The following is a 26,829-nucleotide window of genomic DNA, read 5'->3' as shown; positions in this document are numbered from 1 at the left end:
CAGATTTCCTGAGCGGAGAATGCGTGCGTCGCCCGTCCGTCGATGGTCTTGCAGGTGCTGGGTTTTTTCACGCGCTTGCCGCTCAAGCCGCCGTCCCGCCGAGAAGCGGCTGCTCAGGAACCCGCGCGGGGAACATACGTTGCCGATGCACAGGCTGGCCGGTTCCCGAAGAGAAGCAAGATCATGGCGCGACCCAACAAAGCTGGTGACCACACTCCCGACACGGTTGAATACGACGGCCCAGCTGGCGGATGGGGGTCCCTGAAAGGAATAGCGCGGATCTTCGGCAAGGAGTGGGATTCGCCCGCGGCCTTGAACACCCTTCGTCGGCAGAACAAGCCGAAAGGCTTCATGTGCGTTTCCTGCTCATGGGCCAAACCTGCGGATTATCATGCCTTCGAATTCTGCGAGAACGGCGCCAAGGCAACGCTCTGGGAGCTAACGTCGCGCCGCTGTACGCCGGAGTTCTTTGCCGAGCATACCCTAACCGAGTTGTTGTCATGGAGCGACTATGACCTCGAGCAGCAGGGGCGCCTGACGCATCCACTGCGTTATGACGGCACCACTGACAAGTACGTGCCGTGCTCCTGGGACGAGGCATTTCATGCCATCGGCTCGCGATTGAGGGCCCTCGATCCGAAATCGGTCGTGTTCTATGCGTCCGGACGCGCCAGCCTCGAGACCTCCTATCTGTATGCCCTCTTTGCACGGGTGTACGGCAACAACAACCTGCCCGACAGCTCCAACATGTGCCACGAAACGACCTCCGTCGCTCTCAAGAAGCTGATCGGCGCGGGCGTGGGGACGGTGGTCTTCGACGATCTCAGCAACTGTGACGCCATGTTCTTTTTCGGGCAGAACACCGGGTCGAACAGTCCGCGCTTTCTGCATCCCCTACAGGACGCTGCCAAGCGCGGCGTCCAGATCATTACGTTCAACCCCGTCCGCGAAAAGGGTCTCGAAGTCTTCATCAATCCGCAGAATCCGACGGAGATGCTGACCGGCAAGACCACACAAATCAGCAGCCAGTACCATCAAGTGAAGGTGGGTGGCGACATCGCGGTCATTGTCGGAATCTGCAAGCACGTCTTCGCGGCGGACGATGCCGCCAAGCAGGAGGGCAAACGTGTGATCGACGCTCCCTTCGTCGAGCAGCACACACATGGCTTCGAAGAGTTCGAAGCCAAGGTCCGGGCGACGTCCTGGGACGAGATCGAGATCGCATCCGGTCTGAGCCGTTCGGTTATCGAGGGCGCCGCGCAGGTCTACGTCGAGGCTGATCGCGTGATCGGGATCTACGGCATGGGGCTGACCCAGCACGTACACGGCTTTCAAAACGTGGCGATGCTCGTCAACATGCTGCTCCTTAAGGGCAACATCGGGCGAGATGGCACCGGCATTTCACCCGTGCGTGGACACTCGAACGTCCAGGGTCAGCGCACCGTCGGCATCTCCGAGAAGCCTGAATTGGTCCCGCTCGATAAATACGCCAAGCAATTCGGATTCGAGCCGCCACGCGACAAAGGCATGAACACCGTTGAGACCTGCGAAGGCGTCCTCGCCGGCAAGGTCAAGGCGTTCGTCGGCCTCGGCGGAAATTTTGTCCGCGCCATTCCGGAGCGATCGAAGATGGAAGCGGCCTGGCGCGGGCTGGAGCTGACGGTCCAGATTGCCACCAAGCTCAACCGCAGCCACCTCGTGCACGGCAAGGCCGCCTATTTGCTGCCGTGCCTCGGCCGAACCGAAGAAGATGTGCAGGCGAGCGGCCAGCAGGCCGTTACCATGGAGGATACGTTCAGCTGTATCCAGGGTTCGATCGGGTTGCGCAAGCCCGCCAGCGAGCACTTGAGATCCGAGGTGGCGATCGTCGCGGGTCTGGCCAAAGCAACCCTGAACCCCAATCCCAAACTGAAATGGGATGAATGGGTCGGCAACTACGATCTCATCCGTGACGAGATCGCCGAGACCTATCCGGACGAATTCCACGACTTCAATGCGCGGATGTTCACGCCGGGCGGGTTCTATCGTGGCAATTCAGCCCGCGAACGGATTTGGAAGACCGAGAGCGGCAAGGCAGAGTTTACAGCGCCCGAAACCCTCACCTCGACCGGCTTTTCCGATGCGCCCGGCCGCTTCCGGCTGCTCACGATGCGCAGCAACGACCAGTTCAATACGACGATCTACGGCTACAGCGATCGGATGCGAGGCATTGAGGGTACACGGGACGTATTGCTGATGAATCCCGACGAAATCGCACGCGCCGGACTTCAGGAAGGTCAAATGGTTTCCCTCGTCAGCGACGCAGAGGATGGCATCCTGCGCGAGGTGGGTCCTCTCAAGGTGACCCCGTTCAAACTGCCGGATGGCTGCGTCGGGGCCTACTATCCGGAAATGAACCCCCTGATCCCGCTGTCGCACCACGACATCCATTCGAAGACGCCGGCCGCTAAATCGGTGCCGGTTCGAATCCGCGCGTGAGCGATGGCGCGGAAGGGGGGCCGATGAATGCAGCTTTTCCGCCCCGGCGCGAACACGATTGCGACGGTGATGATCGCGGCAATTGGAGCAGCGCCGGTGCTTGCAGTTGGGTTGTCCTATGAGGTGATGCGATCCCCTTACGTGACCAACCAGAACATCACGCGGAATCAGCCGGTGCCGTTCAGTCATGAGCATCACGTGTCGGGCCTCGGTCTCGACTGCCGCTACTGCCACACCTCTGTAGAGAAGGCGCGCTTTGCCGGCATCCCGCCGACCGAGACCTGCATGACCTGCCACTCCCAAATCTGGACCAACGCGCAGATGCTGGCGCCGGTGCGCGAGAGTCTGGTCAAAAACAAGCCGCTGGCATGGCAGCGCGTCCACCGCCTCCCCGACTACGTTTATTTCGATCACTCGGTCCACGTCGCAAAAGGTGTCGGATGCACCACCTGTCATGGCGACGTCGGAGGCATGCCGCTGATGCGCCAGGCCGCGCCGCTGACGATGCAATGGTGTCTCGATTGCCACCGCTCTCCTGAACGTTACCTGCGTCCTCGCGAGGCGGTTTTCGATCCGAACTGGCAGACCCCGAAGAACCAGGCCGAGGTCGGGCCCAAGCTTGCCGCAGGCTATCACATCAACACAGGTCATTTGACGGACTGCACGATATGCCACCGCTGAAGGAATTGCCGACGCGGCCCGATCCTGCCGGGCGCAGCAAGCTCAATCGCCGTCAGGCGCTCAGCTTGCTGGCGACCGGCATGGCCGGTGGACTCGCGGCCTGCAGCAAACCCGACGAGCAGATCCTGCCTTATGTCAGGATGCCGGAGCGCATCGTTCCCGGCGAACCGCTGAAATTTGCGACGACGCTCGCGTTGGCGGGGATCGGTCGCGGCGTGATCGTGACTTCGATCGACGGCAGGCCGATCAAGGTGGAGGGCAACCCGCGTCATCCGGGCAGCCTGGGTGCCACCGACGTTTTCGCTGAAGCAGCCGTTCTTTCGCTTTACGATCCCGACCGCTCGCGCACGATCCTGCACGATGGCGCGATTGCGCCGCGCGAAGCGTTGAACCGAGCGCTGGTGACCGAACTCTCCGAGGCCCGCAGCAGCCAGGGTAAAGGCCTGCGCTTGTTGACCGGGCGCACCACCTCCCCGACTCTGCTGCGCCAGATCGACGAATTGCTTGAGGCGTTCCCGGCCGCATCGTGGCACGCTTACGATCCAACGGACGACGAGAACGCGCGACAAGGCGCGCAGCTCGCTTATGGCCAGCCTGTGAGCAGCATTGCCGATTTCGCAAAGGCCCGCGTGATCGTCGCGCTCGATGCCGATCCGCTCGGGCATGGCCCCGATCAGATTCGGATTGGCCGCGGTTACGCAACCGGCCGCGGCGACGCGAATGCCTTCTCGCGTCTCTATTGTCTTGAGAGCGCACTCACGCTCACCGGAGCAAAGGCGGACGAACGTCTGGCGCTTCGTCCCGAGGCAATCGAGCGGTTCGCAGCGATCCTCGCGCGGGAGTTCGGCGCGACGACCGGCGCAACCGAACTTCCGGAGCGCGAGCGCCTGCTGCTTCAGCAGATCATGGCCGACTTGAACTCGCACAAGGGAGAGGCGCTCGTCATCGCGGGCCCGGCAGTGTCCAGGGAAGTCCACGCATTGGTGCATTGGATCAATGCCAAGCTCAATGCGCCCATTCGGCTCATCGATCCCATCGATCGTACGCCGTCCGGCAAGCAGGCGGGATCGCTCGAACAGCTCGCAAGCGATCTCGACGCCGGACGCGTGCGTCAGCTCGTGATGATCGGCGCCAATCCCGCTTACGACGCACCAGCCGATTTGCGGTTCGAGGCGCGGGCGCAAAAAGCGACATTCCGCCTGCATATGGGCGAGTACGCGGACGAAACCGCGGCTGTCGCGAACTGGCATGTCCCGCAGAGACATCGTCTCGAAACGTGGTCGGATCTGCGAGCCAGCGACGGGACGGCCAGCATCGTCCAGCCTCTGATCAAGCCGCTCTACGAGAGCTTCAGCGAGCACGAGCTTCTCGCCTGGCTGAGCGGGGAAGAGGACGCAAGTTCTCACGAGCTGGTGCGGCAGACCTGGCAAGGCATGGCTTCTGCCGATTTCGAGGCGTGGTGGCGGCGCGTGCTGCACGACGGCCTCATTGCAGGAAGCGGTGCCACTGCACTTTCGACGGCTGCTCCGCTTCTGCCGCCGCTCCCGGACGCCGAGCCCCACGATCTGCAGGATGACGAGATCCGTCTAGTCCTGCGCCCTGATCCTTGCCTGTGGGACGGCTCATACGCCAATAACGCATGGCTGCAGGAGTGTCCGAAACCGCTCAGCAAGCAAGTCTGGGGCAATGCGCTGGCGCTGCATCCGGATCAGGCAACCCGCCTCGGTCTCACATCCGGGGACGTCGTTACGGTCGCCGCGAACGGCCGATCGATCGAGGTGCCCGTGCTGACTGATCCCGGGATGGCCATGGGCGTCGGCGCGCTCGCGCTTGGTGGGGGGCGGCAAAAGGCCGGCGCGATCGGCAACGGCGTCGGCGCCAGTGCCTACACGATCCGAACCTCCGACAATAGTTGGCGCCTTCCGCAAGTTGCGATCAAGCGGACAGGACGCCGGGAGCCGATTCTCACGACGCAGAACGTCGTTCGCACGCCAGAGGACGTCCGCGAGCTCTATCCACAATACCGGCTCGGGCAATCCCTGCCCCCGTCGGCAAATCCCGATCCTCCAAGCCTAATGCCCCCGGCCGTGAAGCCGGGCGACGGCCATGCCTGGGCGATGGTGATCGACACATCGGTTTGTATCGGTTGCAATGCTTGCGTGCTCTCTTGCCAGGCCGAGAACAGCATTCCCGTGGTGGGGCCGGAGCAGGTGGCCATGGGACGCGACATGCACTGGATGCGCGTCGATGCCTATGATCATGGCACGCCGGATAGCCCGCAACTCGGCTTTCAGCCCGTGCCGTGCATGCATTGCGAGCACGCGCCTTGCGAGCCTGTCTGCCCTGTCGCCGCATCCGTTCACGACAGTGAGGGCCTCAACGCGCAGGTCTATAATCGCTGCATCGGCACCCGCTTCTGCGAGGCGAACTGCCCTTACAAGGTTCGGCGCTTCAACTTCTTCGGTTATGCCGACGGTGAGGAATACGGCAATCTGGGCGCGGAATCCTATCGCGGCCAGAAGAACCCGGAGGTGACCGTACGCGCCCGCGGCGTCATGGAAAAATGCACCTACTGTGTCCAGCGCATCAGCGGCGCACGTCGCGCCTCGGAACGCGAGAACCGGCCGCTCGGTCCACACGAGGTGCAGACTGCCTGTCAGAACGCATGCCCGACCCGCGCCATCAGCTTCGGAGACCTGAACCAGGCTGACGCAGAGATCAACCACAGGAAAGCCGACCCGCGCCACTATGCCTTGCTCGGCCACCTCGGCACGCGGCCGCGCACCACCTATCTTGCCGACGTGCGCAATCCCGCACCTTCGGAGCCGGAGAGGCGGACATGAGCGAAGTTCTTCTTCCCCAGCATCCCCCGGCGCACCGCTGGATCTCGGCAGCGCGGGCAGGAGACGCCGCAGTCACCCAGGCCGTAACTGATCCGCTCTTCACCGGCTTCGGGAAAGCATGGTGGCTGGCCCTGCTAATCACCCTGCCGTTCGTGCTCTGGCTGTTCGTTGCAATCGCCTGGCTGTTCTACGAGGGCATCGGCATATGGGGCATCAACTCCACCATCGTCTGGGGAGTCGCGATCGCCAACTACGTCTGGTGGATCGGAATCGGCAATGCCGGCACGTTGATTTCGGCGATGCTGCTGTTGACTCGACAAAGATGGCGCGCCTCGATCAATCGCTTCGCGGAAGCCATGACGCTGCTTGCGGTCGCGATCGCCGGGCTGATGCCCATCGTTCACCTCGGTCGACCAATCTACGCCTATTGGCTCGCCCCATATCCGAACACCATGGCGCTTTGGCCGCAATGGCGCAGCGCCCTGGTGTGGGACTTCTGGGCCATCGTCAGCTACCTGCTGTTCTCCATTCTGTTCTGGTATGTCAGCCTGATCCCCGACCTTGCGACCATGCGCGACCGCACGCCCCGCCGTGCCGGCCAACTGCTCTACGGCGCATTTGCGCTGGGATGGCGCGGCTCGTCGCGTGAGTGGTCGCGGTTGCAGACACTGCATACCACGATGGCCGCCCTTGGCGTGCCTTTGGTCTGCTCGGTGCACTCGATTGTCGGTCTCGACTTCGCGGCGAGCCTGATGCCGGGTTGGCAGGAGAGCATCTTCCCACCCTACTTCGTCGTCGGCGCAATGTACTCCGGGTTCGCGATGGTCGTGGTGCTGGCGGCGGCGATCCGCTGGGGCCTCAGCCTTCAGGCTATTATCACCCGCCGCCATTTCGACGTGATGGCCCGCATCCTGCTGATGGCCTCCATCGTCATGTTCTATTCCTATGCGACAGAGTGGTTCATGGGCTGGTACGGCGGTGAGCATGCCGACCGTGAGGTGGTTCGCTTCGAGTTCACTGGCACCTACGCGCCGCTGTACTGGGCCTTGCTGGCCTGCAACTGCCTCATCCCGCAGTTGCTATGGTGGCCGTTCGCCCGACGGTCGCTCTTCATTCTGATTCCTGTTGCCATCGCGATCAACATAGGCATGTGGCTCGAGCGCATCCTCATCGTCTGGAACACGCTTTCGCACGGTTACATGCCATCCCTGTGGCGGACGTTTCACTTCACGTTCTGGGACTGGAGCTTTCTTGTCGCGCCGCTCGGCCTTTTCGCCTTCCTGTTCCTGATCTTCGTGAGGCTCGTCCCGAGCATATCAATGTTCGACGTGCGCGAGCTCGCCCATCAGGAGGCCGCGGCATGACGGCCAAGCTTGTGGCGGAATTCCTCGACGGTGAAGCGCTGAAGGCGGCCCTGCAGCGCGTGCGTACCGCGGGACACGCCGCACTCGAAGCATTCACGCCGTATCCGATCGAGGGGCTCGCCGAACAGCTTGGGCAGGACCGATCCGCAATTCGCGGCGTGATGCTCGCCGGCGGCCTCGGAATTGCAGCATTCGCCTTCGCACTGCAATGGTACAGCGCCGTGATCGACTATCCCATCAACAGCGGCGGCCGGCCGCTGAACTCCTGGCAGGTGTTCCTGCTGGTGCCGTTTGAGGTCGGTATCCTCGCGGCGGCGCTCGCCGGCGTCATCACCTTTCTTTGGTCGTGCCGCCTGCCTCGTCTGCACGATGCAATGTTCGAGATTCCGGGCTTCGAACGCGCAACGCAGGACCGCTACTTCCTGCTGGCCGCTTCTGACGGCGACCCGAACGAGCTGAGGACAGTCCTCCGCGACGCCGGCGCCGTGGCGGTCACGGAGCTGAGCACGCCATGACCGCCCGCGCGCTGCCATGGCTGTTGTTGCTATCATCGGCGCTCGCCGGCTGTGGCGATCATTCCATGTCTCAGCAGAATCGCTATGGGACGTTCTCGAAGGCTGGGCTGTTCAAGGATGGCACCGAAGCCCAGGCCTTACCGCAAGGGGTCGTTGCACAGGGCGATCTCCACCGTTTGCAGCAGATCGCCAAGCCGCCCGCGGTTGACATGGCGCTGCTGGCCCGCGGCCGCGAGCGCTACAACATCTATTGCTCCCCGTGTCACGGGTTCTCCGGCCACGGCGATGGCATGATCGTGCAGCGTGGCTTTCCCGCGCCCCCCTCCTACCATTCCGCGCGCCTCCGCTCGGCCGGTGCTCAACACTTCTTCGACGTGATCACCCATGGCTACGGCGTGATGTATTCCTACGCCGCGCGCGTCGAGCCGCGCGACCGCTGGGCCATCATCGCCTATATCCGCGCGCTGCAGCAGTCGCAACGAACCGACGTCGCCGACTTCCCGGAGCTGAGGAGCAAGCTACCGTGACCGCCGTGCTCCGCAGCCCTGCCCTTAGAGCAATCGGGACGCCGCGAACCGCAGCGGGCCTCGTGTTGATCTTGCTCGCATCTGGCCTCATGCTCGCGGCCGGGAGACTCCGCCCTTATCCGAGCCTGCTCCAGGGCTGGCTCTTGGGATTTGCGATCTGGAGCTGCGCACCCATCGGCAGCATGACGCTCCTGCTGATTCATCGCTTGACCGGCGGCCGCTGGGGCTTTGCGGCCGGACCGGTGCTGCGACCCCTGGCAGTCATGGTGCCCCTCGTCGCCATCGCCTTCATCCCCGTTCTCGCCGGACTGACTGACATCTACCCCTGGGCCGCGGGCGCCAGCCAGATCAAGCCCGACATCGCGCGCTGGTACCTCGACCAGCCATGGTTTGTCCTGCGTGCCGTGATTGCATTGATCGGATGGTCCGTGCTCGGAGTGACTTTCGCTCTCGGACTGGGTGGGCGGCTACTGGCCGGGCTGGGACTTGCGTTCTTCGGCTTCACCATCAGCATGGTTGCGGTCGATTGGTTCCTCTCCGTCGAACCGCATTACGTCTCCACCGCCTTCGCCTCCATGATAACGATACAGCAGCTGCTCGCCGCGCTGGCCGTTGTCGCCGTGCTTGCAACGTCGAATGCCGATGGCAAAGCGCTGAGCGATATCGGCGGCCTTTTGATCGCAACGCTGCTGGGCGTCGTCTACCTCGAATACATGACATATGTGGTGGCCTGGTACGGCGATCTGCCTCACAAGGCCGAGTGGTTCCTGAGGCGCAGCACGGACGCATGGACGGGCATTCTGTTCGTGACATTCGTCACCGGAGCCGTTCTTCCATTCGCGTTGTTGCTGTTCGAGGGCGTGCGCGTCAGCCCTGCAGGCTTGCGCATCGTCGGCCTTTTGCTGCTCTTCGGGACCGTCATGCATTTCGCTTGGCTGCTAGTGCCCGCATTTTCGGCGCAAGCTCCTGTTGCACTCACGGCTCTGGGCGCTCTCCTTACCTTGACGATAGGTTCTGTCCTCTTTGGGCAGGGCATCGCATCCGCGGAGGTGCGCCATGCCGAATAAGGAGATGGGCAGCCGCGCGCTCCCGCAACCGGCCGGCATTCACAACCGTGCCGTTCTCGTCGTCGTGGGTAGCTTCCTGCTCTTCGTGGGTGCCGCGATTGCGGGAATGCTGCTGTTCCTGAATACGCAAGCGCCGGGCGCATTCACCCCGCGCGCAGAGCGCCGGTTTCCCTCGCCCGAGCTCCAGACCTTTCCGGAGGCCGACCTGACCCGGTTCGAGGCCGCGCAGCGTGCCAGGCTCACCGCTTATGCCTGGGTCGATCGCGACCACAACATCGCCAGCATCCCGATCGATGAGGCGATGCAGCTCGTCGCCGGACGGGGCGATCAAGCTTATGACGCCCTTCAACCTGCGCCTGCCCCTCCGCACGGTGCAAGTGGGGGCAATCCATGAGGCAGGCCATCGTTGTGTTGGCGCTTGCGCTCTGGCCGGGGCTCGCGCATGCCGGTTTGACCGAGCAGCAGATCGGGCGCGTCGGCTTCGATCCTCCTCAGGGCGCGCGCGTTCCGTTATCGCTGCAGTTCAGCGCAGTCGGCGGCCACACCGTCACCCTTCGCGATGCGATCGACGGACGTCCGACCCTGCTCCTTCCAGCGGACTTCACCTGCAGGCAGATTTGCGGGCCGGCGCTGACAATCGCAAGCTCAGCGCTGCAGCAAACCGGGCTTGTCGCAGGACGCGACTACAGCCTTGTCGTTGTCGGAATCGATCCGCGCGACACCATTGACGACGCCCGCCGCTTTACCCAGGGGCAGATCGGGGGCGCGGGAACATCGGTCCTGTCAGGACCGAAGGAGACCGTTGCCGCGCTGCTCGGTGCAATCGGCTACCATACCGAAATCGACGACAAGCATGACGCGATTGCGCATCCGGCAGCCTTCGTCACGCTCGCGCCCGACGGACGGGTCGTCCGCGCGCTGTCCAGCCTCGCGCTGCAGCCCGTTGATATTCGCCTCGCTCTGTTGGAAGCCGGTGACGGTCGGATCGGCGGACTTTCCGGCCGCGTCGCGCTGCTCTGCTACGGATTTGACGCGGTGCACGGCATCTACACCGGCAGGATCACCGTCATTCTGCAGATTGTCGGGGCCTCCACGGTTGCCATCATGGCCGCCTTCATCGGACTGATGCTGGTCCGCAGCAGAGGTCGCGGAGCGTCGGCATGAACTCGCTGTTCAGGCTGCCGGAAGCGAGCACGCACGCCGTCACGGTGGACCACATCTTCTATCTGTTGCTCGTCCTGTCCGGCGCGACCGTGGTCCTCGTGTTCGGCCTCATCCTACTGTTTGCTGTCCGGTACCGCCGCGGATCAGCTGCCAAGCGCGGCCCGATGCCTGAGATTCTCAGCCGCGAGTTCGAAATCGGTTGGACGGTCGCGACGTTGCTGACGTTCGCCTTCCTATTCTGGTGGGCATCTTCTGCTGACCTCAGCAGCCTTGCCGCGCCCACGGGAGCACTTGAAATTCACGTCGTCGCCAAGCAGTGGATGTGGAAGACGCAGCATTCAAACGGCGCGCGTGAGATCAATGCCCTGCACGTGCCGCTGGATAAACCAGTCCATCTCCTGATGAGCTCGCAGGACGTGATCCATTCCTTCTTCGTCCCCGCGTTCCGGGTCAAGAAGGACGTGCTGCCCGGACGGGACACCGATCTCTGGTTCCAGGCCAGCAAAACCGGCACCTTTCCACTGCTCTGCGCTGAATATTGCGGCACCAACCATTCCATGATGCGCGGCAAGATCGTGGTCATGCGGCAGGATGACTATGCCAAATGGCTGGTGCAGCAGCCGGAGGGCGACGACCTTGCTCATGAGGGCGCCAGGCTGTTCGTATCGCGGGGATGCTCGGGCTGCCATGCCGGCTCCTCGAACGTCCACGCGCCGCGCCTGGCGGGTCTTTACGGCCGCGCCGTGCAGCTGGCGGATGGACGCACCGTTTCCGCGGACGATGCCTACATCCGCGATTCGATCCTGCAGCCGAAACGCGACGTCGTGGCCGGGTTCGAGCCGATCATGCCGAGCTTCAAAGGGCTGCTCGACGACGGAGAGATCCAGAGCCTGACCGCCTATATCCGCTCGCTCGGGGAGGGACAGCAAAATGACTGACGCCCTGCTCGCCGGAGATCTGCCGCTGCCGCCGCACCCCGATTATCTGCGCCACGGCTCGACGATCTCGTCTTGGCTTGCCACGACAGACCACAAGCGCATTGCAATCCTTTACGCGATCACCATCACGTTCTTCTTTTTTCTGGGAGGCGCCGCAATCACCGCTGTTCGGCTCGAGCTGTTCCAGCCGAACGGATGGCTGTTGACGTCGGACACCTACAACAAGCTGTTCTCGTTCCACGGGATCATCATGGTCTGGTTCTTCCTGGTGCCGTCGATCCCGAATACGTTCGGCAATTTCCTGCTGCCGCTGATGATCGGGGCGCCTGACGTCGCCTTTCCGCGCCTCAATCTTTTCAGCTGGTATTTGACCGTCGCTGCCGGCGCTTTCACCGTTTATGCCCTTGTCGCCGGTGGCGTCGACACCGGCTGGACGTTCTATACGCCTTATTCGTCGATGTTCTCCAACTCCCACGTCTTCGCGGCCGCCGCCGGCGTGTTCGTCGTCGGCTTCGCCAGCATCGCCACCGGCGTGAACTTCATCGCGACCACCCACATGCTGCGCGCTCCCGGCATGACCTGGTTCCGGCTGCCGCTGTTCGTCTGGGCGATCTACGCGACGTCGCTGATCATGGTGCTTGCCACCCCGGTGCTCGCCATCTCGCTCCTGCTCGTGATCGCGGAGCGCGTGCTGGGCTTGCCGATCTTCGATCCGGCTCGCGGCGGCGATCCGATCCTGTTCCAGCACCTGTTCTGGTTCTACTCGCACCCGGCGGTTTACATCATGGTGCTGCCGGCAATGGGCGTCGTGTCCGAAATCATCCCATGCTTCGCGAGGCGGCGGATTTTCGGATACGATTTCATGGTCTATGCCATGCTTGCGATTGCGGGCGTCGGGTTCTTCGTCTGGGGCCACCACATGTTCGTCTCCGGACAGTCGGCCCTGGCCAGCCTGGTGTTCTCCTTCCTGTCCTTCATCATCGCCGTGCCGTCGGCAATCAAAGTTTTCAACTGGACCGCTTCGCTGTATCGCGGCCAGATCAGCTTCGAATCGCCGATGCTGTATGCGCTTGGCTTCGTCGGTCTGTTTACGACCGGCGGGCTCTCCGGACTGTTCCTCGCGTCGATCCCGGTGGATATCCATGTCACCGACACCTACTTCGTCGTCGCGCACTTCCACTACATCATGGTGGGCGGCTCGGTATCCGCCTTCTTTGCCGGGCTCCACTTCTGGTGGCCCAAGGTTACGGGCAAGCTCTACCCGGAGAGCTGGGCGAAGTTCGCGGCCATCCTGATGTATGCCGGATTCAACATGACATTCCTGCCGCAATTCTTTGCAGGCTATCTCGGCATGCCGCGCCGGTATCATACCTATCCGGCGGAGTTTCAGATCTACAATGTCATGTCGTCTGCCGGAGCAGCGGTCCTCGCCATCGCCTACTTGTTGCCTCTCGGATATCTCACCTGGTCCCTGTTCTACGGCGGAAACGCCGCGAAGAATCCTTGGGGCGCGACAGGCCTGGAGTGGACCACGGGTTCTCCGCCTCCCCCGAAGAATTTTGACAGGCAGCCCCGCGTAGATCGCGGACCCTATGATTACCACGCCGAAGGTATGTCGGCCGGAACCGATCCTCCCGAAATGCAAAACGCAAGAGAAACGCGATGAGCGACGAAAGCGCACTGCTGAGAGAACCCTGGTCGAATTTCGGCCAGCAGCGCGAGGCAGGTAAGTTCGGCATCTGGGTCTTCCTCGCCAGCGAAACGCTGTTCTTTGGAGCCTTGATGCTGACCTACACGGTTTGTCGAGTCGAGCATCCGGAGGCGTTCGCTGTAGCCGGGAGGGAGACAAATATCTGGTACGGCACGATCAACACCGCCGTGCTGTTGACCAGCAGCCTCACCATGGCGATCGCCGCGCAGGCGGCGGAGGAGTCGGCACCACTGCGGCGGCTCGTCCTCGCGTGCCTCATGCTCACCGCGATGCTCGGGCTCGCGTTCATCGTCATCAAGGGCTTCGAGTACAAGGAGGACATTGACAAGCAGCTCGTGCCGGGAGCCGGGTTTGCATTGTCTCAGCCCGGAGCGCAGCTGTTTTACGGATTTTATTGGCTGGTCACGGGCGTCCACGCGATCCACCTTTCCATCGGGATTGCTCTCGTGAGCCGCTTGTTCTGGGTGCTGCTCCGGCGCCAACTTCCGGCCAAAGACAATCCCGAAATCGAGGTCACAGCCCTCTACTGGCATCTAGTCGATATCGTATGGATCTTCCTCTATCCGCTGATCTATTTGCCGGGGCGCGCATCATGAGCAGGCAGGGCGAATCAGGTGGTATTGTGCGCCGCCTATGGGCGAGGAACCTCTTGATCTGGGCAGCGCTCCTCGCACTCCTCGTGCTCAGCCTCGTCGCCGCCTATGTTCCCATGGGCCGAATGACAACAGCCAGCGGCATCATCATTGCGGGGGTGAAATCGACCCTCGTCGTCTTGCTCTTCATGGAACTCGCCTCAGCGAAGCCGCTGGTCCGGATCGCGGCGATCTCGGGGCTTGTTTTCGTGATCGCGATGTTCGTATTGACCTTCGCTGATGTTCTCGCACGCATCTGACGCACGGGAGCAAAGCGCTCTGATGCAGCCACGTTCGAACGCAAGCCTCGGAGAGGAGAACTTTCGCTGCGCTCAAAGGCGTGACTGCACCAGTTCGCTCGTGAAGCCGCGCGCCTCTCTCATGAGGCACACCGCCGCGGACCATTAGGCGGACGTTGGTGGCTCACGAGTTCTGAAACCCCTTCATATTGAGCCGCAGACCGGCTTTGTTTGCTTGCTCCGGTGTGACGTAAGGCAGACCATAATAGCTTAGCTTCGGGCTCCACCGCCCCGTTTGACCCGGGTACGGAAAGGCATACGTCCCTCCGCCAACGGACGCCCCGCGGGATATCACAACGGCCGCGAGCTTTCCCCCGCTGTCGAAAACGAGATCGGAGACATAGCCATAGCCTTGTCCTGCCTGCAGCCGCGCATAGTCTCCGATGACCTTGGAGACCGAGAATTCGTGCGGCTCTGCTTGCGCCTGATCAGGGTCAACGAAGAGGCCGTATTCTCGCGACCTCAAATCGGAAAAGTTGGCCACGATAGCTCCTTCATGAAGCGGGCGCAGCACCCGGTTGAAGGGAATCCGGGAGATGAACTCCGGCTCATCCTTCGTCCTGAAGCCTTCGACGAGCAAAGAATCAATCTGCCCGTCGTCTGCCAAGGTCACGTTCCGGACGGCTCCCAAATACTCACCTTTCAGCGAGAACACCGCGCTCCCAAGCAGTCGCGACGCACGGTATCCATTATAGACCGTGTTGACGAACTGCTGTGACTGCGCCGACTGTTCCGTCGTAGCCCGCGTCGCCGTCTCTGCCCATGCGGGACCCAACAGCACGGAGGTCGAGATTGTACCTGCGACAATTGCAAGGGTGATCCTGCTCTTTAGGCCCATACAGTGCTCCTGCGATCCTTCGTGCCAACGTCATGATTGATCGTATAATCGTTTCCGATGTGCGAAGTTCTGGCCGCCCGTCAAGCGAACGGTCCGCTGCCGTGCCAAGAAGAAAGTGCAGCGACCAATCGGGTACCCGGCCCGCCCTTGGGAAACGCACCGCAGATCCACGCGTGCACATTCAGGCAAGGCTATTACATGCCTAGGCCGACGTACTTCATTAATTGCTCGCGATCAGAGGCAAGCTCACGATCCAGGCCTTGAGGACCAGGTCAGGTTTCTCCTGACGAGTCTTCACCTTCAGCCCGACTGTGAGGAGGCCGGCGCACGCCCCACATCTTGGTGGATAGCCGTTCCAAGGAGCCGCGAAATGCTGAGCAACGAACTCGAAAACGTCCTGCCAACGCACGGTCGGACACCATCTCTCGCGCCGTCACGAGAGCGCGATCAAGCGCCGCACGCGAACCACACCACGAACGATCTGGTGCGCCGCCTTCCACACTCATCACGCAGCCGGCTAGTCGAACTCTGCGACGAAGTAACGCTGCGGCCGAGACAAATGCTGCAGGAACGTAATGTGCTGTTGCAAAATGCTTATTTTCTTGAAAATGGCGCGGCCTCGCTGACGGCCAGAGCCGGAGACTGCCTCCCGGTCGAGATACAGACTGTCGGAGCAAAGGATTTCATCGGCATTCCCCTGATCCTTGGCATGCGCGTTTCCCCTCACCGTTGCATGGTTCAGGTTCCCGGTAGAGCCTTGCGCATCGAGGCAGATGCTTTGATTGAGCTGGTGAGGGGCGATGTCGAGATCCAGAAGCTGTTGCTGCGGTACGTGCAGGCCACCCTGATCCAAAGCTCGCAGCTCGCTGCATGTAACTCGCGTCACAGTCTGCAGCAACGACTGGCTCGGTGGCTTCTCGTTGCAGCGGACAAATTGTTCTCCCGTGAAATCCCGCTCACGCATCGATGCATTGCACAGGCCCTTGGAGTTCGGCGCGCAGGTATCACGTCGACAATGGGCGAAATGGAAGCGCGAGGCATCATCAAGCAAGGCCGCGCTCAAGTCGAGATTCTGGATCAATCGCAACTCGAGCAATTGTCCTGCAACTGCTCTCGCGTGATTTTATCTGCACATGAGAACTCTCTCAATGCAGCCAATGCTCGACAAGCAAGCAACTCATGATTGATGGCGCGAAGAAATGAGGGCTTGGGCGTCGCAATGCGTTTGCCTTGTCCGGTTGCGTACCGAGTTCAGGCCGGCGCAGCGAACGCTGGGTATCTTACCGCGTTAGTCGTCACGAGCTGCCCGGGAATCGAATGCGGAGAGCTTTGTGGGTGCAGAAGCCACGCTCCGTCGGCGGCGGAATGGCCCGATGTGCCGGCTAAGATCGAAGTAGCGAGCCTTGCGGGATCGCCAGGAGCCAGTCGCCAGCTTGCCGAAGTCCAACGTCTCCAGAGCAACGACTATCTTTGGGCAGTACGGTACCGTCGCGCGCGTTGTGCCGCTGGTGTTCGTTCTGCTCACCCCGATGGGCGAGTACATTTTTCATCTTTCTCCGATCTGGATATTCGGATCCGGCGTTCTCGCAATAGCTGTACTCGCTGAATGGATTCGCGTAGCAACCGACCAGCTATCCTCCCACACCGGTCCTGCCATAGGCGGTCTCCTGACCGTCAGTCTTGGAAGCTTGGCCGAGCTCATTCTTGCGCTATTTGTTCTCGCGCGCGGCCATGTCGAGGTGGTCCATGCCCAGATCACCGGGTCCATAGCGGCGACCTGCTTGCTGGGGTTGGGTCTGGCCATCGTCGCCGGCGGTTTCAATCGCGAGCGCCAAAGCTTCACCCAGGCGCGCGCTGGGTTGTTGTCGAGCATGCTCGTTCTGTCGGTGATCGCTCTCATTCTGCCGGCAGTGTTCGACTACACGGGTCGCAGCATCCGTCATGTCAATAACGTGAATGCCTCCGATGAGCTACTTAGCCTGGCTGTGTCCGTGGTGCTGCTAATTCTCTACTCCGGAAATCTTGTCTTCACCCTCGTTACCCACCGGAATGTCTTCGCGACCAATGAGGAGGCTTCGGCTAAATCGGCGTGGTCGGCAACCACATGCCTGATCGTGTTACTGGCGTGCACCGGCGCGGCGGCCCTGCAGAGCGAATTTGTGTCCGGCGCTCTGACGGAAGCGGCCAAATCAACGGGTGTGACACCACTCTTTCTTGGCGTCGTCGTGCTTGCTCTTGTGGGCACCAGCTCGGACATTTTTGCGGCTGTTTGGTTCGCTCGGCGCGACAGGATGGGACTCGTGATGACGCTCTGCATTGGATCCGCCATTCAGATTGCGCTGGTTGTTGCTCCGCTTCTCGTCATTTTCTCCTGGGTGATCGGCAAGCCGATGACCCTTGTCTTCCAAAATCCCGTCGACCTCTTTTCAATCGCCGGCACTGCGTTCATCGTGAATGCCATCACCAGAGACGCCGAGACCACCTGGTTCGAGGGCGTACTGCTCATTGGAGTTTACGTCGTGCTGGCCCTTGCATACTTTTTTTCCTGAAGTGCAAAGCCGAGATGAGCTCAACAGCGGCAGCCGTTGGAGCTCCAAAGTAGTTGCGTGTTGACAGATCGGAGGCGCCGCCGGCCATCGCCCCGGCGCCTCTCCAAGATCTAAGTGGGACCGCCTTCGGAGCAGACCCTCGCGATTGCTGGACGTGCCGAGCGCCCGTTGATCAGCGCTAAAGAATCACCTCTCCCGCAAAGAAAGCGAGGAGCACGAACACCAGAAAAATCGCAACGGCCGCGAAAAACAGCCACTTGGCGATGGTGGATGCACCAGCGGCGATTCCGCTGAACCCGAGCAATCCGGCTACGATCGATATCACAAAGAAGATCAACGCCCACTTCAGCATGCCAAGCTCCTACGGCCCTCTTTACAGTCGAGGTATGCACAAGTCCGGTTCGGAAGCACACCCACTTCGAAGGTGCTCCCGGGCTTGCCTAGCGACAATCGTTCTGGGCATTCGGCGTTCCGATCAGAACGTTTTATGCCCGGCAGAAGGTCGGCGCGGCTGCGTACGCGCTACGTCAGACGCCAAGCCACAACGCTATGGCCCCCTGTCGCGGCAATTACGGACCAACGCCATACCAGTCCCGCGGCGAGCCGTGCACAAGCGCATGGCGACACAAGCGATCAACCACGTCACGAATTGGAACCGGCTTTTCAACCATGTACCGGGCAAATCGGCTGGGTATGACTTCGCGACTGTATCCCGTGTAGATCAGGAAGGGGATGCTTCTGTTCAAGAGGAAATCTGCGAATTCGAACGAGGCCCGCCCGTGCAGGTCGACGTCAAGAAGCGCCGCATCGATAGCTGCGCTCGCAGCTGCATGGAAAGCTGGGCTTAGCTCTGCAAACGGGCCGATTGGTTGATGACCGCTGCGCCGGATCTCCACCGCGAGATCGTCGGCGATGAAATATTCGTCTTCGATTATGACTATTCGCATTGGGACTCCAATGACCTTGCGGCAAGCCCTACGAGTCTTCGCCTATCGTATGGATGATGCCGCGGTGATCAACCCGGAGCCGGATTGCAGACCGCATAAGTTGGTCCGCTGCCGCACGGGGCCAGTGGTGCTTTGACCGGAGCCTTGCTGCTGCAGGAAGCAGGTGCTCCCGGCGGGGGTACACATATGTACCAACTGTCTCTGCAACGGCACCGCAGCTCGCGCATTTTCTTCAGGTAACGAAAACCGCGGAGATGAGTTTATGAAAGCAAACAGATGGTACGTTGCCGTCGCCGTATTGGCGCTCGCGATTCCGGTCGGAACTACTGCGCAAGCCGCACCGTTGTTGGCTGCGAGCGGGATGGCCAAGAACCACGCAAGCCTGGTGGAAGTTCAATGGAGGCATGGCCGCCACCACGGTTGGCATCGTCATCACTGGCGTGACGGCTACCGGCACCGCTATAGCCGCGGCTGGGGTCCAGCGTTAGGTGGCTTCGTGGCAGGTGCGGCGATTGGAAGCGCCGTCGCCAACAGCCGGGCGCAAGCTGCCGAGAACAACGCCTACTGCTCCCAGCGATACAAGTCGTACGACCCGAGCTCCGGGACCTACATGGGATACGACGGCATCCGGCATCCATGTCCCTGAGCAAGACGGCGTTCTGCCGGCGCGGGCCGTTACGAACGCCATCAACTTTTGAACTCGAGCAAGGAGAACCATGCATGAAAGCGACCTCATTCCTGGCGGCGGCAGCTCTTGTCGGCGCATCATCGCTTGCGATGGCGCAAAGCGCCCCGCAAGCTACCGGTCCCGTGGACCATAGCGCCGTGCAGAGCTCGAGCCGCAATCAGTCGGCCGACCAACGCGCTGAAAACAGCATGACAAACAAGGGGGGCAACAAGGCAGACGCGGTCCAGTCCGACCCTGGTCAGGCGAGCACTCGGCAACAGATGGTCAACGACCTGCAACAGGCAGGTTTCACCGACGTCAAGGTACGGCCGCAGTCGTTCCTGGTGGAGGCCAGGGATCGATCAGGAAATCCGGTGACAATGTTCGTTGGTCCAAATACGTTTGCCGAGGTGAAAACGGTCGGCGCTAACGCGCAGAAGTCGTCTACGAATTCAAACTCATCCAGCAACAGCGCTAACGCAACTTCGGATCGCCTGGGCGGAGCCTTCACATCGGTGCCGCCGAAGGACGGCCTGAGCTCGCAGTTGATGGGTCTGCAGGTGTACAACAACGCCAAACAGGACATTGGCACGATCAAGGACGTCGCGCTGAACGAGAACGGCATCGACGGCTATGTCCTCTCGGTGGGAGGGTTCCTGGGCCTTGGCGACCACTACGTCGCAGTGCGGCCTTCGGCAATCAATCTGAAGTTCGATCATGCGGCCAACAAGTGGACCGCGACCATGGACACGACGGCCGACCAGTTGAAGTCGGCGCCTGAATTCAAGTACCCCAGCAACGGGTAATCTTCTGAGGTGGAGCGGTTGGGCGGAACCGCTCCACCTCCCGGATGTTGGTTCCAGGTTCGATGTGGTTATGCGGCTCAAAATATGCTCGCCCGCGCTGAAAAACTGCTGGCTGACCTTGGCGAGACATTCTGGCTGGTGCCTATGGTCATGGTGCTTTGCAGCCTGATCGGCGCCTTCACCCTCGTTCATATCGACCAGAGCAACACGGTCTACCTCTCCAATCTACAGAGTTGGATGTACGACGGCGGCGCGACCGGCGCTCGCACCCTTCTCGGCACCGTAGCCGGCGCGACGATCGGTGTCGCGGGAACCGTGTTCTCGATCACCATTGCCGCGTTGTCTCTCGCTGCAGGTCAGATGGGGCCGAGACTGCTGCGCAATTTCACTCGCGATCGCGGCAATCAACTCACACTGGGGATGCTGCTCGGCACCTTCTGTTACGCTCTCGTCGTGCTGAGAAGCATCCGGACAGAGCCCGAGGGGGGCTTCGTCCCTCATCTATCATTAAGCGTTGGAATTCTGCTCGCATTGGCTTGCGTGGCGACGCTCGTCTACTTCGTCGGTCACGTCGCCGGCCGGATCAACGTTGAAACTGTCGTCGAACTCGTCAGTGAAGACCTCCGCAGCGCTACACGCCAGCTAACGGTCCAGGATCCGCAGCCGAAGCCTCCGCCGGGCGAGTACTGGATCGGCTCCCTGCCTCTGAAGGACTCGCGGCGCGGTTATCTGCAGCATCTGGACGAAGAGGGCCTGGCCACCTGGGCGGCCAAGCATAGAGCCACCATTCGGCTGTTGATCGGCCCCGGCGACTATGTTTTTCCGGGGGCGACCGTCGCTCTGGTTAATCCTCCCGTCGACGGTGCCGAAGCGGCTATCCGGAATGCGACGGCGCTGGGCGCAACAAGCAGCATCGCTTCCGATCTGCGCTTTGCCGTTCGCCAACTCGTCGAAGTCGCGGTGAGGGCACTTTCGCCCGGCATCAACGATCCACACACCGCGCTCTCGGTCCTGGATCGACTGGGTGCGGCGCTCTGCGATCTCGTACCCCTGCATCTGCCATCAGGAGTGTCGATCAGAGGAAGTCAGCCGGTGCTGGTGGTGCCGCATGTGCAATACGATCAACTGCTCGGGACGATGTTTCATATGATCCGGCAAAGCGCAGGCGCCCAGCCTGCAATTTCGATCCGAATGATTGAGGTGATGACACAAGTCGCAAGCTCCGAGCGCGACCCCACCCGGCTCGCGGCGCTCTCCCACCACGCCGACCTCGTCCTTGCAGACGCTCGTCGCCTGATTGCCGCTCGCAGCGACAGGGAGGATGTCGAACGCCGACATCAGCTGTTTACTCTGATGGTCCGGGCAGGTCCGATGGGGCAATTCACCGAACAGGTCTTGCCTCTAGCGGGCGACGATGATCCGCCAAAGGCAATCGCTGAGACAGTCGCCTTCCGATCTCAGCCTTGAGTTCGGCGCCCGCCAGGACGGAATAGGCGGCGACGCAGAGCCATGTCATCAACACGGCAACTGCGCCGAGCGATCGGCAGGTCTTTATGATAGGCAGCGAACACATACGTTGAGAATGCGTATGACCCCGAAATCAAGATAGCCGAGCAGAAACGAATTGCCCATCTGTTCGGGCTGCTGAGGGTCGCTTGAGCTCATCGCCTCCCCGAGCCAACGGCGCTCCGTGGTCCGGAAGCGTACGTGCAAATGCAGGAACCAAAGCGGCGGACGCACTCTTGGATCTGGAGCAAAGTAATCAACAGATGACGAGTAACCGGCATGGCTCAGAGATATCGCGCAGCAGATTGGGCGGCATTCACTCTCGGAGGAGTCATGGCTCTCATCGGCCTCGTGCTCGGAGCCGGCGGAGCATGGCTGCTTTGGTTGGGAGGCTCCTTCTATTATCTGCCCAGCGGAATCGTCCTGATCCTCTCGGGTCTCCTGTTGGCCCGCCGGCGCGTTGAAGGCGCATGGCTTTACCTTGTTCTCTTCCTGCTCACCCTCGCTTGGGCGTTCTGGGAAGTTGGCGCTAACGGTTGGGCCTTGGTGCCGCGGACCGTCGGACCGGCCATTTTGCTGATCGCCGTCCTGGCGCTCACGCCGCGGCTTCGGCCCATTCGCCACCAGTATGAAGCTGCGGCGACAATCGCTGCGGGGCTTGTACTGCTGGTAGCCACAACTGTGTTGATGTCCGGGGCTTTTCGGCCGGCAAGCGCCGCTCCTCGCGTCATGCCATCTCCGACCGTCGCGATGGCCGACCCTTCCTCTCTCAAGGCAGGCGCAGATTGGCCTGCGTATGGCGGCAGCTACAGCGCGCGCCGCTATTCGCCGCTCGACGAGATCAACTCGACGAGCGTCGCCAAGCTCACCAAAGTTTGGACCTATCACACGGGCGACTTGCCTACCAAGAATACAAAGGGCACATACGGCGCAGAGAACACGCCGCTGAAGGTGGGGGATAACCTCTACGTCTGCACGCCCAAGAACATCGTTATCGCCGTCGACGCCAAGACCGGCAAGCAGATCTGGCGATTTGACCCGCGCGTTCCGGACGAGTTCATTCCGTATACCGCAGCTTGCAGAGGCCTTGCATATTACGAACTCTCCAATGCCGATCAGGGCGCGGCCTGTGCCAGCCGCATCATCGAAGGTACGCTTGACGCACGCCTGATCGCAATCGATGCGATGACCGGCAAGCGCTGCGAGGCATTCGGACATGATGGACAGGTCGACACCGCGAGGGGCATCGGCCGGCACGATCCCGGCATGTTCGCGATTACCTCGGCGCCCACGATCGTTCGCGGCGTCGTTGTTATCGGGCATGAAGTGCTCGATGGGCAAAAGCGGGACGCGCCCTCGGGTGTGATTCAGGGATACGACGCGCAGACGGGGGCGTTGCGTTGGGCCTGGGACATGGTCAAGCCGGATGCAAGCGCGCCGCCGGCGGTTGGACAAACCTATACCAGGGGCACGCCCAACATGTGGACGACCGCCTCCGGCGACGAGGAGCTGGGACTCGTCTATCTGCCGCTTGGGGTTTCGGCCGTGGACTACTGGAGCAGCAGCCGCTCGGACCGCGAGAAGGAGTTCGCGACATCGCTGGTCGCGCTCGATGTCACGACCGGCAAGCCCGCCTGGCACTTCCAGACCGTGCACAATGATGTCTGGGACTACGATCTCGGCTCTCAAGCGACGCTGATCGACTTCCCGACGGACAATGGCGCGCCGGTGCCGGCGCTGGTGTTGCCGAGCAAGCGCGGCGACATTTTCGTGCTCGACCGCCGTACGGGCAAGCCGCTCGTCGGCGTCGAAGAGAGGCCGGTGCCGCAAGGCGGCGTTGAGCCGGCGCAGCGCGCCAAGACCCAGCCATTCTCGCTTTACCACACGCTGCGAAAGGCCGATCTCACCGAGCGCGACATGTGGGGCATGTCGCCCATCGACCAGATGATCTGCCGTATCCAGTTTCGTCAGGCGAGCTATAAGGGCATCTTCACGCCACCCACGGCCAGCCCGCACTGGATTGAATATCCAGGCTATAATGGCGGCTCCGATTGGGGCGGCATCGCCATCGATCCCGTTCGCGACGTCATCGTTGCCAATTACAACGACATGCCGAATTACAATCGGCTGGTGCCGCGCGACGAGGCCAATCGTCTCGGTTGGGCGCCGCGAGACCAGGCGCGCGGCGAAATCGGCGGGCAGGAAGGCGCGGGCGATCCGCAGCTCGGTTCCCCATATGCGATCAACGTCAATGCCGGCTGGCGGCTGCCGGGCACCGGATTATTGTGCAAGCAGCCGCCCTATGGCGGAATTCGCGCTATCGATCTGAAGACCGGAAGGACGCTGTGGGATCGTCCGTTGGGTGAAGCCCGCACGAACGGCCCGTTCGGGATCCCTTCGATGCTGCCGATCAGGATCGGGACGCCAAATAATGGCGGTGCCGTCGTGACCGCCGGCGGGCTTATCTTCGTCGCAGCGACGACCGACAATCTGATCCGTGCCATCGACATCAAGACCGGAAAAACCGTCTGGAAGGACGTGCTTCCTGCCGGCGGCCAGGCCACGCCGATCACCTATGAGGCTGGCGGCCGCCAGTACCTGGTCATCATGGCCGGCGGTCATCATTTCATGGAGACGCCGATCGGTGATTCCCTGGTGGCGTACGCCTTACCGGCTAAGTAGTGCTACCCTAGTTCACAATCGGCGGCGCTGCAGGGAGGCAGGATTGCGTTTGTTGTGAGCTTTCAGAAAAACGTGGGGACACGCAGCGGCGTTCCGAGCGTGAGAGCCGGCACTTGGAAACGAAAGCGCGCTCTTGGTAGCAACATCCGATTTGTTCGCCGGGGTACTCTATCCTACGATGACGACGTAGTGGACCTGCGCCGGCCCGTCTCCCGAGTAATATGTTGGGATGAAAGCGACGGAGGGCATCGTGCAGTACGACGCGATCTCGTTCGGACCGGACCGAGCTCAGAATCTGTATTTCCAAACGGCCCTGAAAACCTTGGCGGAAATAGGCTGCTTATGAAGCGAACTCAACAGCTTACGTGCTGGCTGGGGCGGGAGGGATCGAACCTCCGAATGGCGGAATCAAAATCCGCTGCCTTACCGCTTGGCTACGCCCCATCAGGCCCTCGGGAACGGCGGCGACAGGAGCGTCCGCGGATTCCCTCGATTGGTGCCGGTCTATAGGGAGAGACGCGGTATTTCAACCGCCCGGAGGAGCAAAATACCACAGGCGCCGGTGGCGACGCGCCATGCCTGATAGGGCGCTACGCCCGCCGCTTCCGACGGGCGTTCCGCCACCCCTCCCGACAGTTGAGACCGCCCCCATTTCATGGGAATACGGCGGCAAGAACTGTTTCCCCGGGAGTGAGCCATGACCTACCGCGCGCCGATCTCTGACATGCTGCTGTCGCTGAACCACGGCGCCGGCCTGAAGGCTGCCATGGAGGCCGGCCACTACGGCGATTTCGACGGCGATATCGTGAGCGCCGTGCTGGAGGAAGCCGGCAAGTTCGCGACCGACGTGCTGGCGCCGCTGAACAAGGTCGGCGACGAGCACGGCATCAAGCTCAGCGACGGCAAGGTCACGACCGCGCCGGGCTGGCCGGATGCCTACAAGCGCTGGACCGAGGGCGGCTGGAACGCGGTGTCCGGCCCCGAGGATTTTGGCGGTCAAGGCCTGCCGCTCGCGATCAATGCCGCCTGCACCGAGATCTGGAGCGCCGCCAACGTCGCCTTCGGCCTCTGCCCGTTGCTGACGGCATCGGCGATGGAGGCGCTGGACGCGCATGGCAGCGACGCGTTGAAGAAGATCTATCTCGAGAAGCTCGTCTCCGGCGAATGGACCGGCACGATGCAGCTGACCGAGCCGCAGGCCGGCTCCGATGTCGGCGCACTGCGCACCCGCGCCGAGAAGCAGGCCGACGGCACCTATCGCATCAAGGGGACGAAGATCTTCATCACCTATGGCGAGCACGACATGACCGATAACATCGTGCATTTCGTGCTGGCGCGCGTGCCGGACGCGCCCGCCGGCACCAAGGGGATATCGCTGTTCCTGGTGCCCAAATTCATGGTCAACGAAGACGGCTCGCTGGGTGCGCGCAACGACATCTTCGCCTCCGGCGTCGAGCACAAGCTCGGTATGCATGCCTCCCCCACCTGCACCATGACCATGGGGGATCATGGCGGCGCGATCGGCTTCCTGGTCGGCGAAGAGAACCAGGGCATGCGCTGCATGTTCACGATGATGAACCAGGCCCGCCTCGGCGTCGGCCTCGAAGGCGTCGGTGTTGCCGACCGCGCCTATCAGCAGGCCTTGTCGTACGCACAAGAGCGCAAGCAGGGCCGCGCCCTCGGCAAGAAGGGTGACGGCTCCGATGCGATCTTCGTGCATCCCGACGTCAAGCGCATGCTGATGCGGATGCGGGCGCAGACCGCGGCGGCGCGCACCATCTGCTATGCGACCGCGGTGGCGATCGACATCTCGACACGCGCCAGAGATCCGAAGGTCCGCGCCGATGCTGCCGCGCGCGCGGCGCTGTTGACGCCGATGGCCAAGGGCTATTCCACCGATATCGGCAACGAGGTCGCCTATCTCGGCGTGCAGGTGCATGGCGGCATGGGCTTCATCGAGGAGACCGGCGCGGCGCAGCACTATCGCGATGCCCGCATCACTGCGATCTACGAGGGCACCAACGGCATCCAGGCCATCGACCTCGTCACGCGAAAGCTCGCGGCCAACGGCGGCGCGTCGGTGTGGGCGCTGCTCGACGAGCTCTCCGCAATCGTGAAGCAGGTCGAAGCCTCCAACGATCCCGCTTTCGGCACCACCGGCGTGAAACTGCGCGAGGCACTGGAGGCGCTGACGCGCACCAGCAAATGGCTGCTGGAGCGGGTTGCGTCCGCGCCGAACGAGGCGCTTGCCGGCGCAACGCCGTATCTGCAACAGTTCGGCGCCACGCTCGGCGGCTGCATGCTGGCATCCGAAGCGCTCGCCGCGAAATCCGATGGCATCACGGATGCCGCGCGCTACGTCTCGCTGGCGCGCTTCTTCGCCGAGAACATCGCCGTGCAGGCCGGCGCGCTCGAGCGCACCGTGACGGAGAGCGCGGAGTCGGTCGCTGCTGCGGATGCGGTGCTGTTGGGGTAAGGCCGCATATGCGCGCCACACATTCAGTGTCGTGGCCGCGGAGGGCCGGGCGAAACCACAATTTTTTAAAACCCCCCCCCCCCCGCCGATAGGATGGGGGGACGGGCGGACCCCGTAGGGAGGGGGGCACCCAGGGGGA

At 62.0% G+C, this 26,829-nt stretch carries 23 protein-coding genes and 1 tRNA gene; 20 read left to right on the top strand and 4 right to left on the bottom strand.

Annotated elements, in window-relative coordinates:
* The first annotated feature begins 183 nt into the window (after positions 1 to 183).
* The 13 genes from AC0L2J_RS11710 to AC0L2J_RS11650 are packed head-to-tail and all read left to right on the top strand — an operon-like array spanning position 184 to position 14,180.
* A complete protein-coding gene (locus AC0L2J_RS11710; protein WP_473389700.1) occupies positions 184 to 2,478 on the top strand; it encodes an FdhF/YdeP family oxidoreductase in 2,295 nt (764 codons plus the stop codon).
* A gap of 27 nt (positions 2,479 to 2,505) precedes the next feature.
* Positions 2,506 to 3,159, top strand: coding sequence for a cytochrome c3 family protein (locus AC0L2J_RS11705; protein WP_007607463.1), 654 nt, complete (start codon positions 2,506 to 2,508; stop codon positions 3,157 to 3,159).
* Positions 3,147 to 6,002 carry a 4Fe-4S dicluster domain-containing protein gene (locus tag AC0L2J_RS11700; RefSeq protein WP_473389694.1) on the top strand — a complete coding sequence of 952 codons (2,856 nt, stop codon included), beginning with the start codon at positions 3,147 to 3,149 and terminating at the stop codon, positions 6,000 to 6,002. Before AC0L2J_RS11705 ends, AC0L2J_RS11700 begins: the two co-directional genes overlap by 13 nt.
* Complete coding sequence (nrfD, locus tag AC0L2J_RS11695) at positions 5,999 to 7,366, top strand: NrfD/PsrC family molybdoenzyme membrane anchor subunit (RefSeq protein WP_007607460.1); 1,368 nt, start codon at positions 5,999 to 6,001, stop codon at positions 7,364 to 7,366. The genes AC0L2J_RS11700 and nrfD overlap by 4 nt, the downstream gene beginning before the upstream one ends.
* On the top strand, positions 7,363 to 7,881 hold the full coding sequence (locus AC0L2J_RS11690) for a DUF3341 domain-containing protein (RefSeq protein ID WP_473389688.1): 519 nt from the start codon (positions 7,363 to 7,365) through the stop codon (positions 7,879 to 7,881). The genes nrfD and AC0L2J_RS11690 overlap by 4 nt, the downstream gene beginning before the upstream one ends.
* Positions 7,878 to 8,408 carry a c-type cytochrome gene (locus tag AC0L2J_RS11685; protein ID WP_473389684.1) on the top strand — a complete coding sequence of 177 codons (531 nt, stop codon included), beginning with the start codon at positions 7,878 to 7,880 and terminating at the stop codon, positions 8,406 to 8,408. The genes AC0L2J_RS11690 and AC0L2J_RS11685 overlap by 4 nt, the downstream gene beginning before the upstream one ends.
* Positions 8,405 to 9,475, top strand: coding sequence for a hypothetical protein (locus tag AC0L2J_RS11680; protein WP_473247741.1), 1,071 nt, complete (start codon positions 8,405 to 8,407; stop codon positions 9,473 to 9,475). Before AC0L2J_RS11685 ends, AC0L2J_RS11680 begins: the two co-directional genes overlap by 4 nt.
* Positions 9,465 to 9,869, top strand: coding sequence for a hypothetical protein (locus AC0L2J_RS11675; protein WP_473389680.1), 405 nt, complete (start codon positions 9,465 to 9,467; stop codon positions 9,867 to 9,869). The genes AC0L2J_RS11680 and AC0L2J_RS11675 overlap by 11 nt, the downstream gene beginning before the upstream one ends.
* A gap of 14 nt (positions 9,870 to 9,883) precedes the next feature.
* Positions 9,884 to 10,639, top strand: a complete 756-nt coding sequence (locus AC0L2J_RS11670) for an SCO family protein (RefSeq protein WP_473389920.1) — start codon at positions 9,884 to 9,886, stop codon at positions 10,637 to 10,639.
* Complete coding sequence (gene coxB, locus AC0L2J_RS11665) at positions 10,636 to 11,577, top strand: cytochrome c oxidase subunit II (RefSeq protein ID WP_473389677.1); 942 nt, start codon at positions 10,636 to 10,638, stop codon at positions 11,575 to 11,577. Before AC0L2J_RS11670 ends, coxB begins: the two co-directional genes overlap by 4 nt.
* Positions 11,570 to 13,243: a cytochrome c oxidase subunit I gene (locus tag AC0L2J_RS11660; RefSeq protein WP_473389673.1), complete on the top strand. Its 1,674-nt coding sequence runs from the start codon at positions 11,570 to 11,572 to the stop codon at positions 13,241 to 13,243. Before coxB ends, AC0L2J_RS11660 begins: the two co-directional genes overlap by 8 nt.
* Entirely contained in the window at positions 13,240 to 13,884 is a 645-nt protein-coding gene (locus AC0L2J_RS11655) for a cytochrome c oxidase subunit 3 family protein (protein WP_473389669.1), read from the top strand. The genes AC0L2J_RS11660 and AC0L2J_RS11655 overlap by 4 nt, the downstream gene beginning before the upstream one ends.
* Positions 13,881 to 14,180 (top strand): cytochrome C oxidase subunit IV family protein, encoded by a 300-nt coding sequence (locus tag AC0L2J_RS11650; protein ID WP_473389665.1) that lies wholly within the window; start codon positions 13,881 to 13,883, stop codon positions 14,178 to 14,180. Before AC0L2J_RS11655 ends, AC0L2J_RS11650 begins: the two co-directional genes overlap by 4 nt.
* A gap of 163 nt (positions 14,181 to 14,343) precedes the next feature.
* On the opposite strand, the gene AC0L2J_RS11645 is transcribed toward AC0L2J_RS11650, so the two are convergent.
* Entirely contained in the window at positions 14,344 to 15,057 is a 714-nt protein-coding gene (locus AC0L2J_RS11645; RefSeq protein ID WP_473389661.1) for a PRC-barrel domain-containing protein, read from the bottom strand.
* Positions 15,058 to 15,427: 370 nt separating this feature from the next.
* Between AC0L2J_RS11645 and AC0L2J_RS11640 the strand changes: the two genes are divergently transcribed.
* Entirely contained in the window at positions 15,428 to 16,240 is an 813-nt protein-coding gene (locus tag AC0L2J_RS11640; protein ID WP_473389657.1) for a Crp/Fnr family transcriptional regulator, read from the top strand.
* Between the two features lie 250 nt (positions 16,241 to 16,490).
* Positions 16,491 to 17,606 carry a calcium/proton exchanger gene (gene cax, locus AC0L2J_RS11635; protein ID WP_473389653.1) on the top strand — a complete coding sequence of 372 codons (1,116 nt, stop codon included), beginning with the start codon at positions 16,491 to 16,493 and terminating at the stop codon, positions 17,604 to 17,606.
* Between the two features lie 178 nt (positions 17,607 to 17,784).
* On the opposite strand, the gene AC0L2J_RS11630 is transcribed toward cax, so the two are convergent.
* Together AC0L2J_RS11630 and AC0L2J_RS11625 are read right to left on the bottom strand one after the other, a co-directional pair.
* Positions 17,785 to 17,958, bottom strand: a complete 174-nt coding sequence (locus AC0L2J_RS11630; protein WP_007607434.1) for a DUF1328 domain-containing protein — start codon at positions 17,956 to 17,958, stop codon at positions 17,785 to 17,787.
* Between the two features lie 217 nt (positions 17,959 to 18,175).
* A complete protein-coding gene (locus AC0L2J_RS11625) occupies positions 18,176 to 18,553 on the bottom strand; it encodes a response regulator (RefSeq protein ID WP_473389650.1) in 378 nt (125 codons plus the stop codon).
* Between the two features lie 262 nt (positions 18,554 to 18,815).
* Here AC0L2J_RS11625 and AC0L2J_RS11620 point away from each other — a divergent pair, with 262 nt between their 5' ends.
* From AC0L2J_RS11620 to AC0L2J_RS11605, 4 genes are all read left to right on the top strand, one after another.
* On the top strand, positions 18,816 to 19,199 hold the full coding sequence (locus AC0L2J_RS11620) for a BA14K family protein (RefSeq protein ID WP_473389648.1): 384 nt from the start codon (positions 18,816 to 18,818) through the stop codon (positions 19,197 to 19,199).
* Positions 19,200 to 19,273: 74 nt separating this feature from the next.
* The gene (locus AC0L2J_RS11615; RefSeq protein ID WP_473389644.1) at positions 19,274 to 20,026 is read left to right on the top strand and encodes a PRC-barrel domain-containing protein; all 753 of its coding nucleotides are present in this window, start codon (positions 19,274 to 19,276) and stop codon (positions 20,024 to 20,026) included.
* Between the two features lie 84 nt (positions 20,027 to 20,110).
* On the top strand, positions 20,111 to 21,493 hold the full coding sequence (locus AC0L2J_RS11610) for a DUF2254 domain-containing protein (RefSeq protein WP_473389641.1): 1,383 nt from the start codon (positions 20,111 to 20,113) through the stop codon (positions 21,491 to 21,493).
* A 318-nt stretch (positions 21,494 to 21,811) separates the two neighbouring features.
* Positions 21,812 to 24,214: a membrane-bound PQQ-dependent dehydrogenase, glucose/quinate/shikimate family gene (locus AC0L2J_RS11605; protein ID WP_473389637.1), complete on the top strand. Its 2,403-nt coding sequence runs from the start codon at positions 21,812 to 21,814 to the stop codon at positions 24,212 to 24,214.
* 369 nt (positions 24,215 to 24,583) lie between these two features.
* Here the strand turns inward: AC0L2J_RS11605 and AC0L2J_RS11600 are convergent.
* Positions 24,584 to 24,658, bottom strand: a tRNA-Gln gene (locus AC0L2J_RS11600).
* A 253-nt stretch (positions 24,659 to 24,911) separates the two neighbouring features.
* Between AC0L2J_RS11600 and AC0L2J_RS11595 the strand changes: the two genes are divergently transcribed.
* Positions 24,912 to 26,690 carry an acyl-CoA dehydrogenase gene (locus tag AC0L2J_RS11595; RefSeq protein ID WP_473389633.1) on the top strand — a complete coding sequence of 593 codons (1,779 nt, stop codon included), beginning with the start codon at positions 24,912 to 24,914 and terminating at the stop codon, positions 26,688 to 26,690.
* Positions 26,691 to 26,829: the final 139 nt, after the last annotated feature.

The sequence above is a fragment of the Bradyrhizobium sp. MV1.5 genome (genome assembly GCF_055807615.1).
The sequence above is the reverse complement of the archived record's forward strand: the minus strand, read 5'-3'. Positions and strand labels throughout refer to the sequence as shown.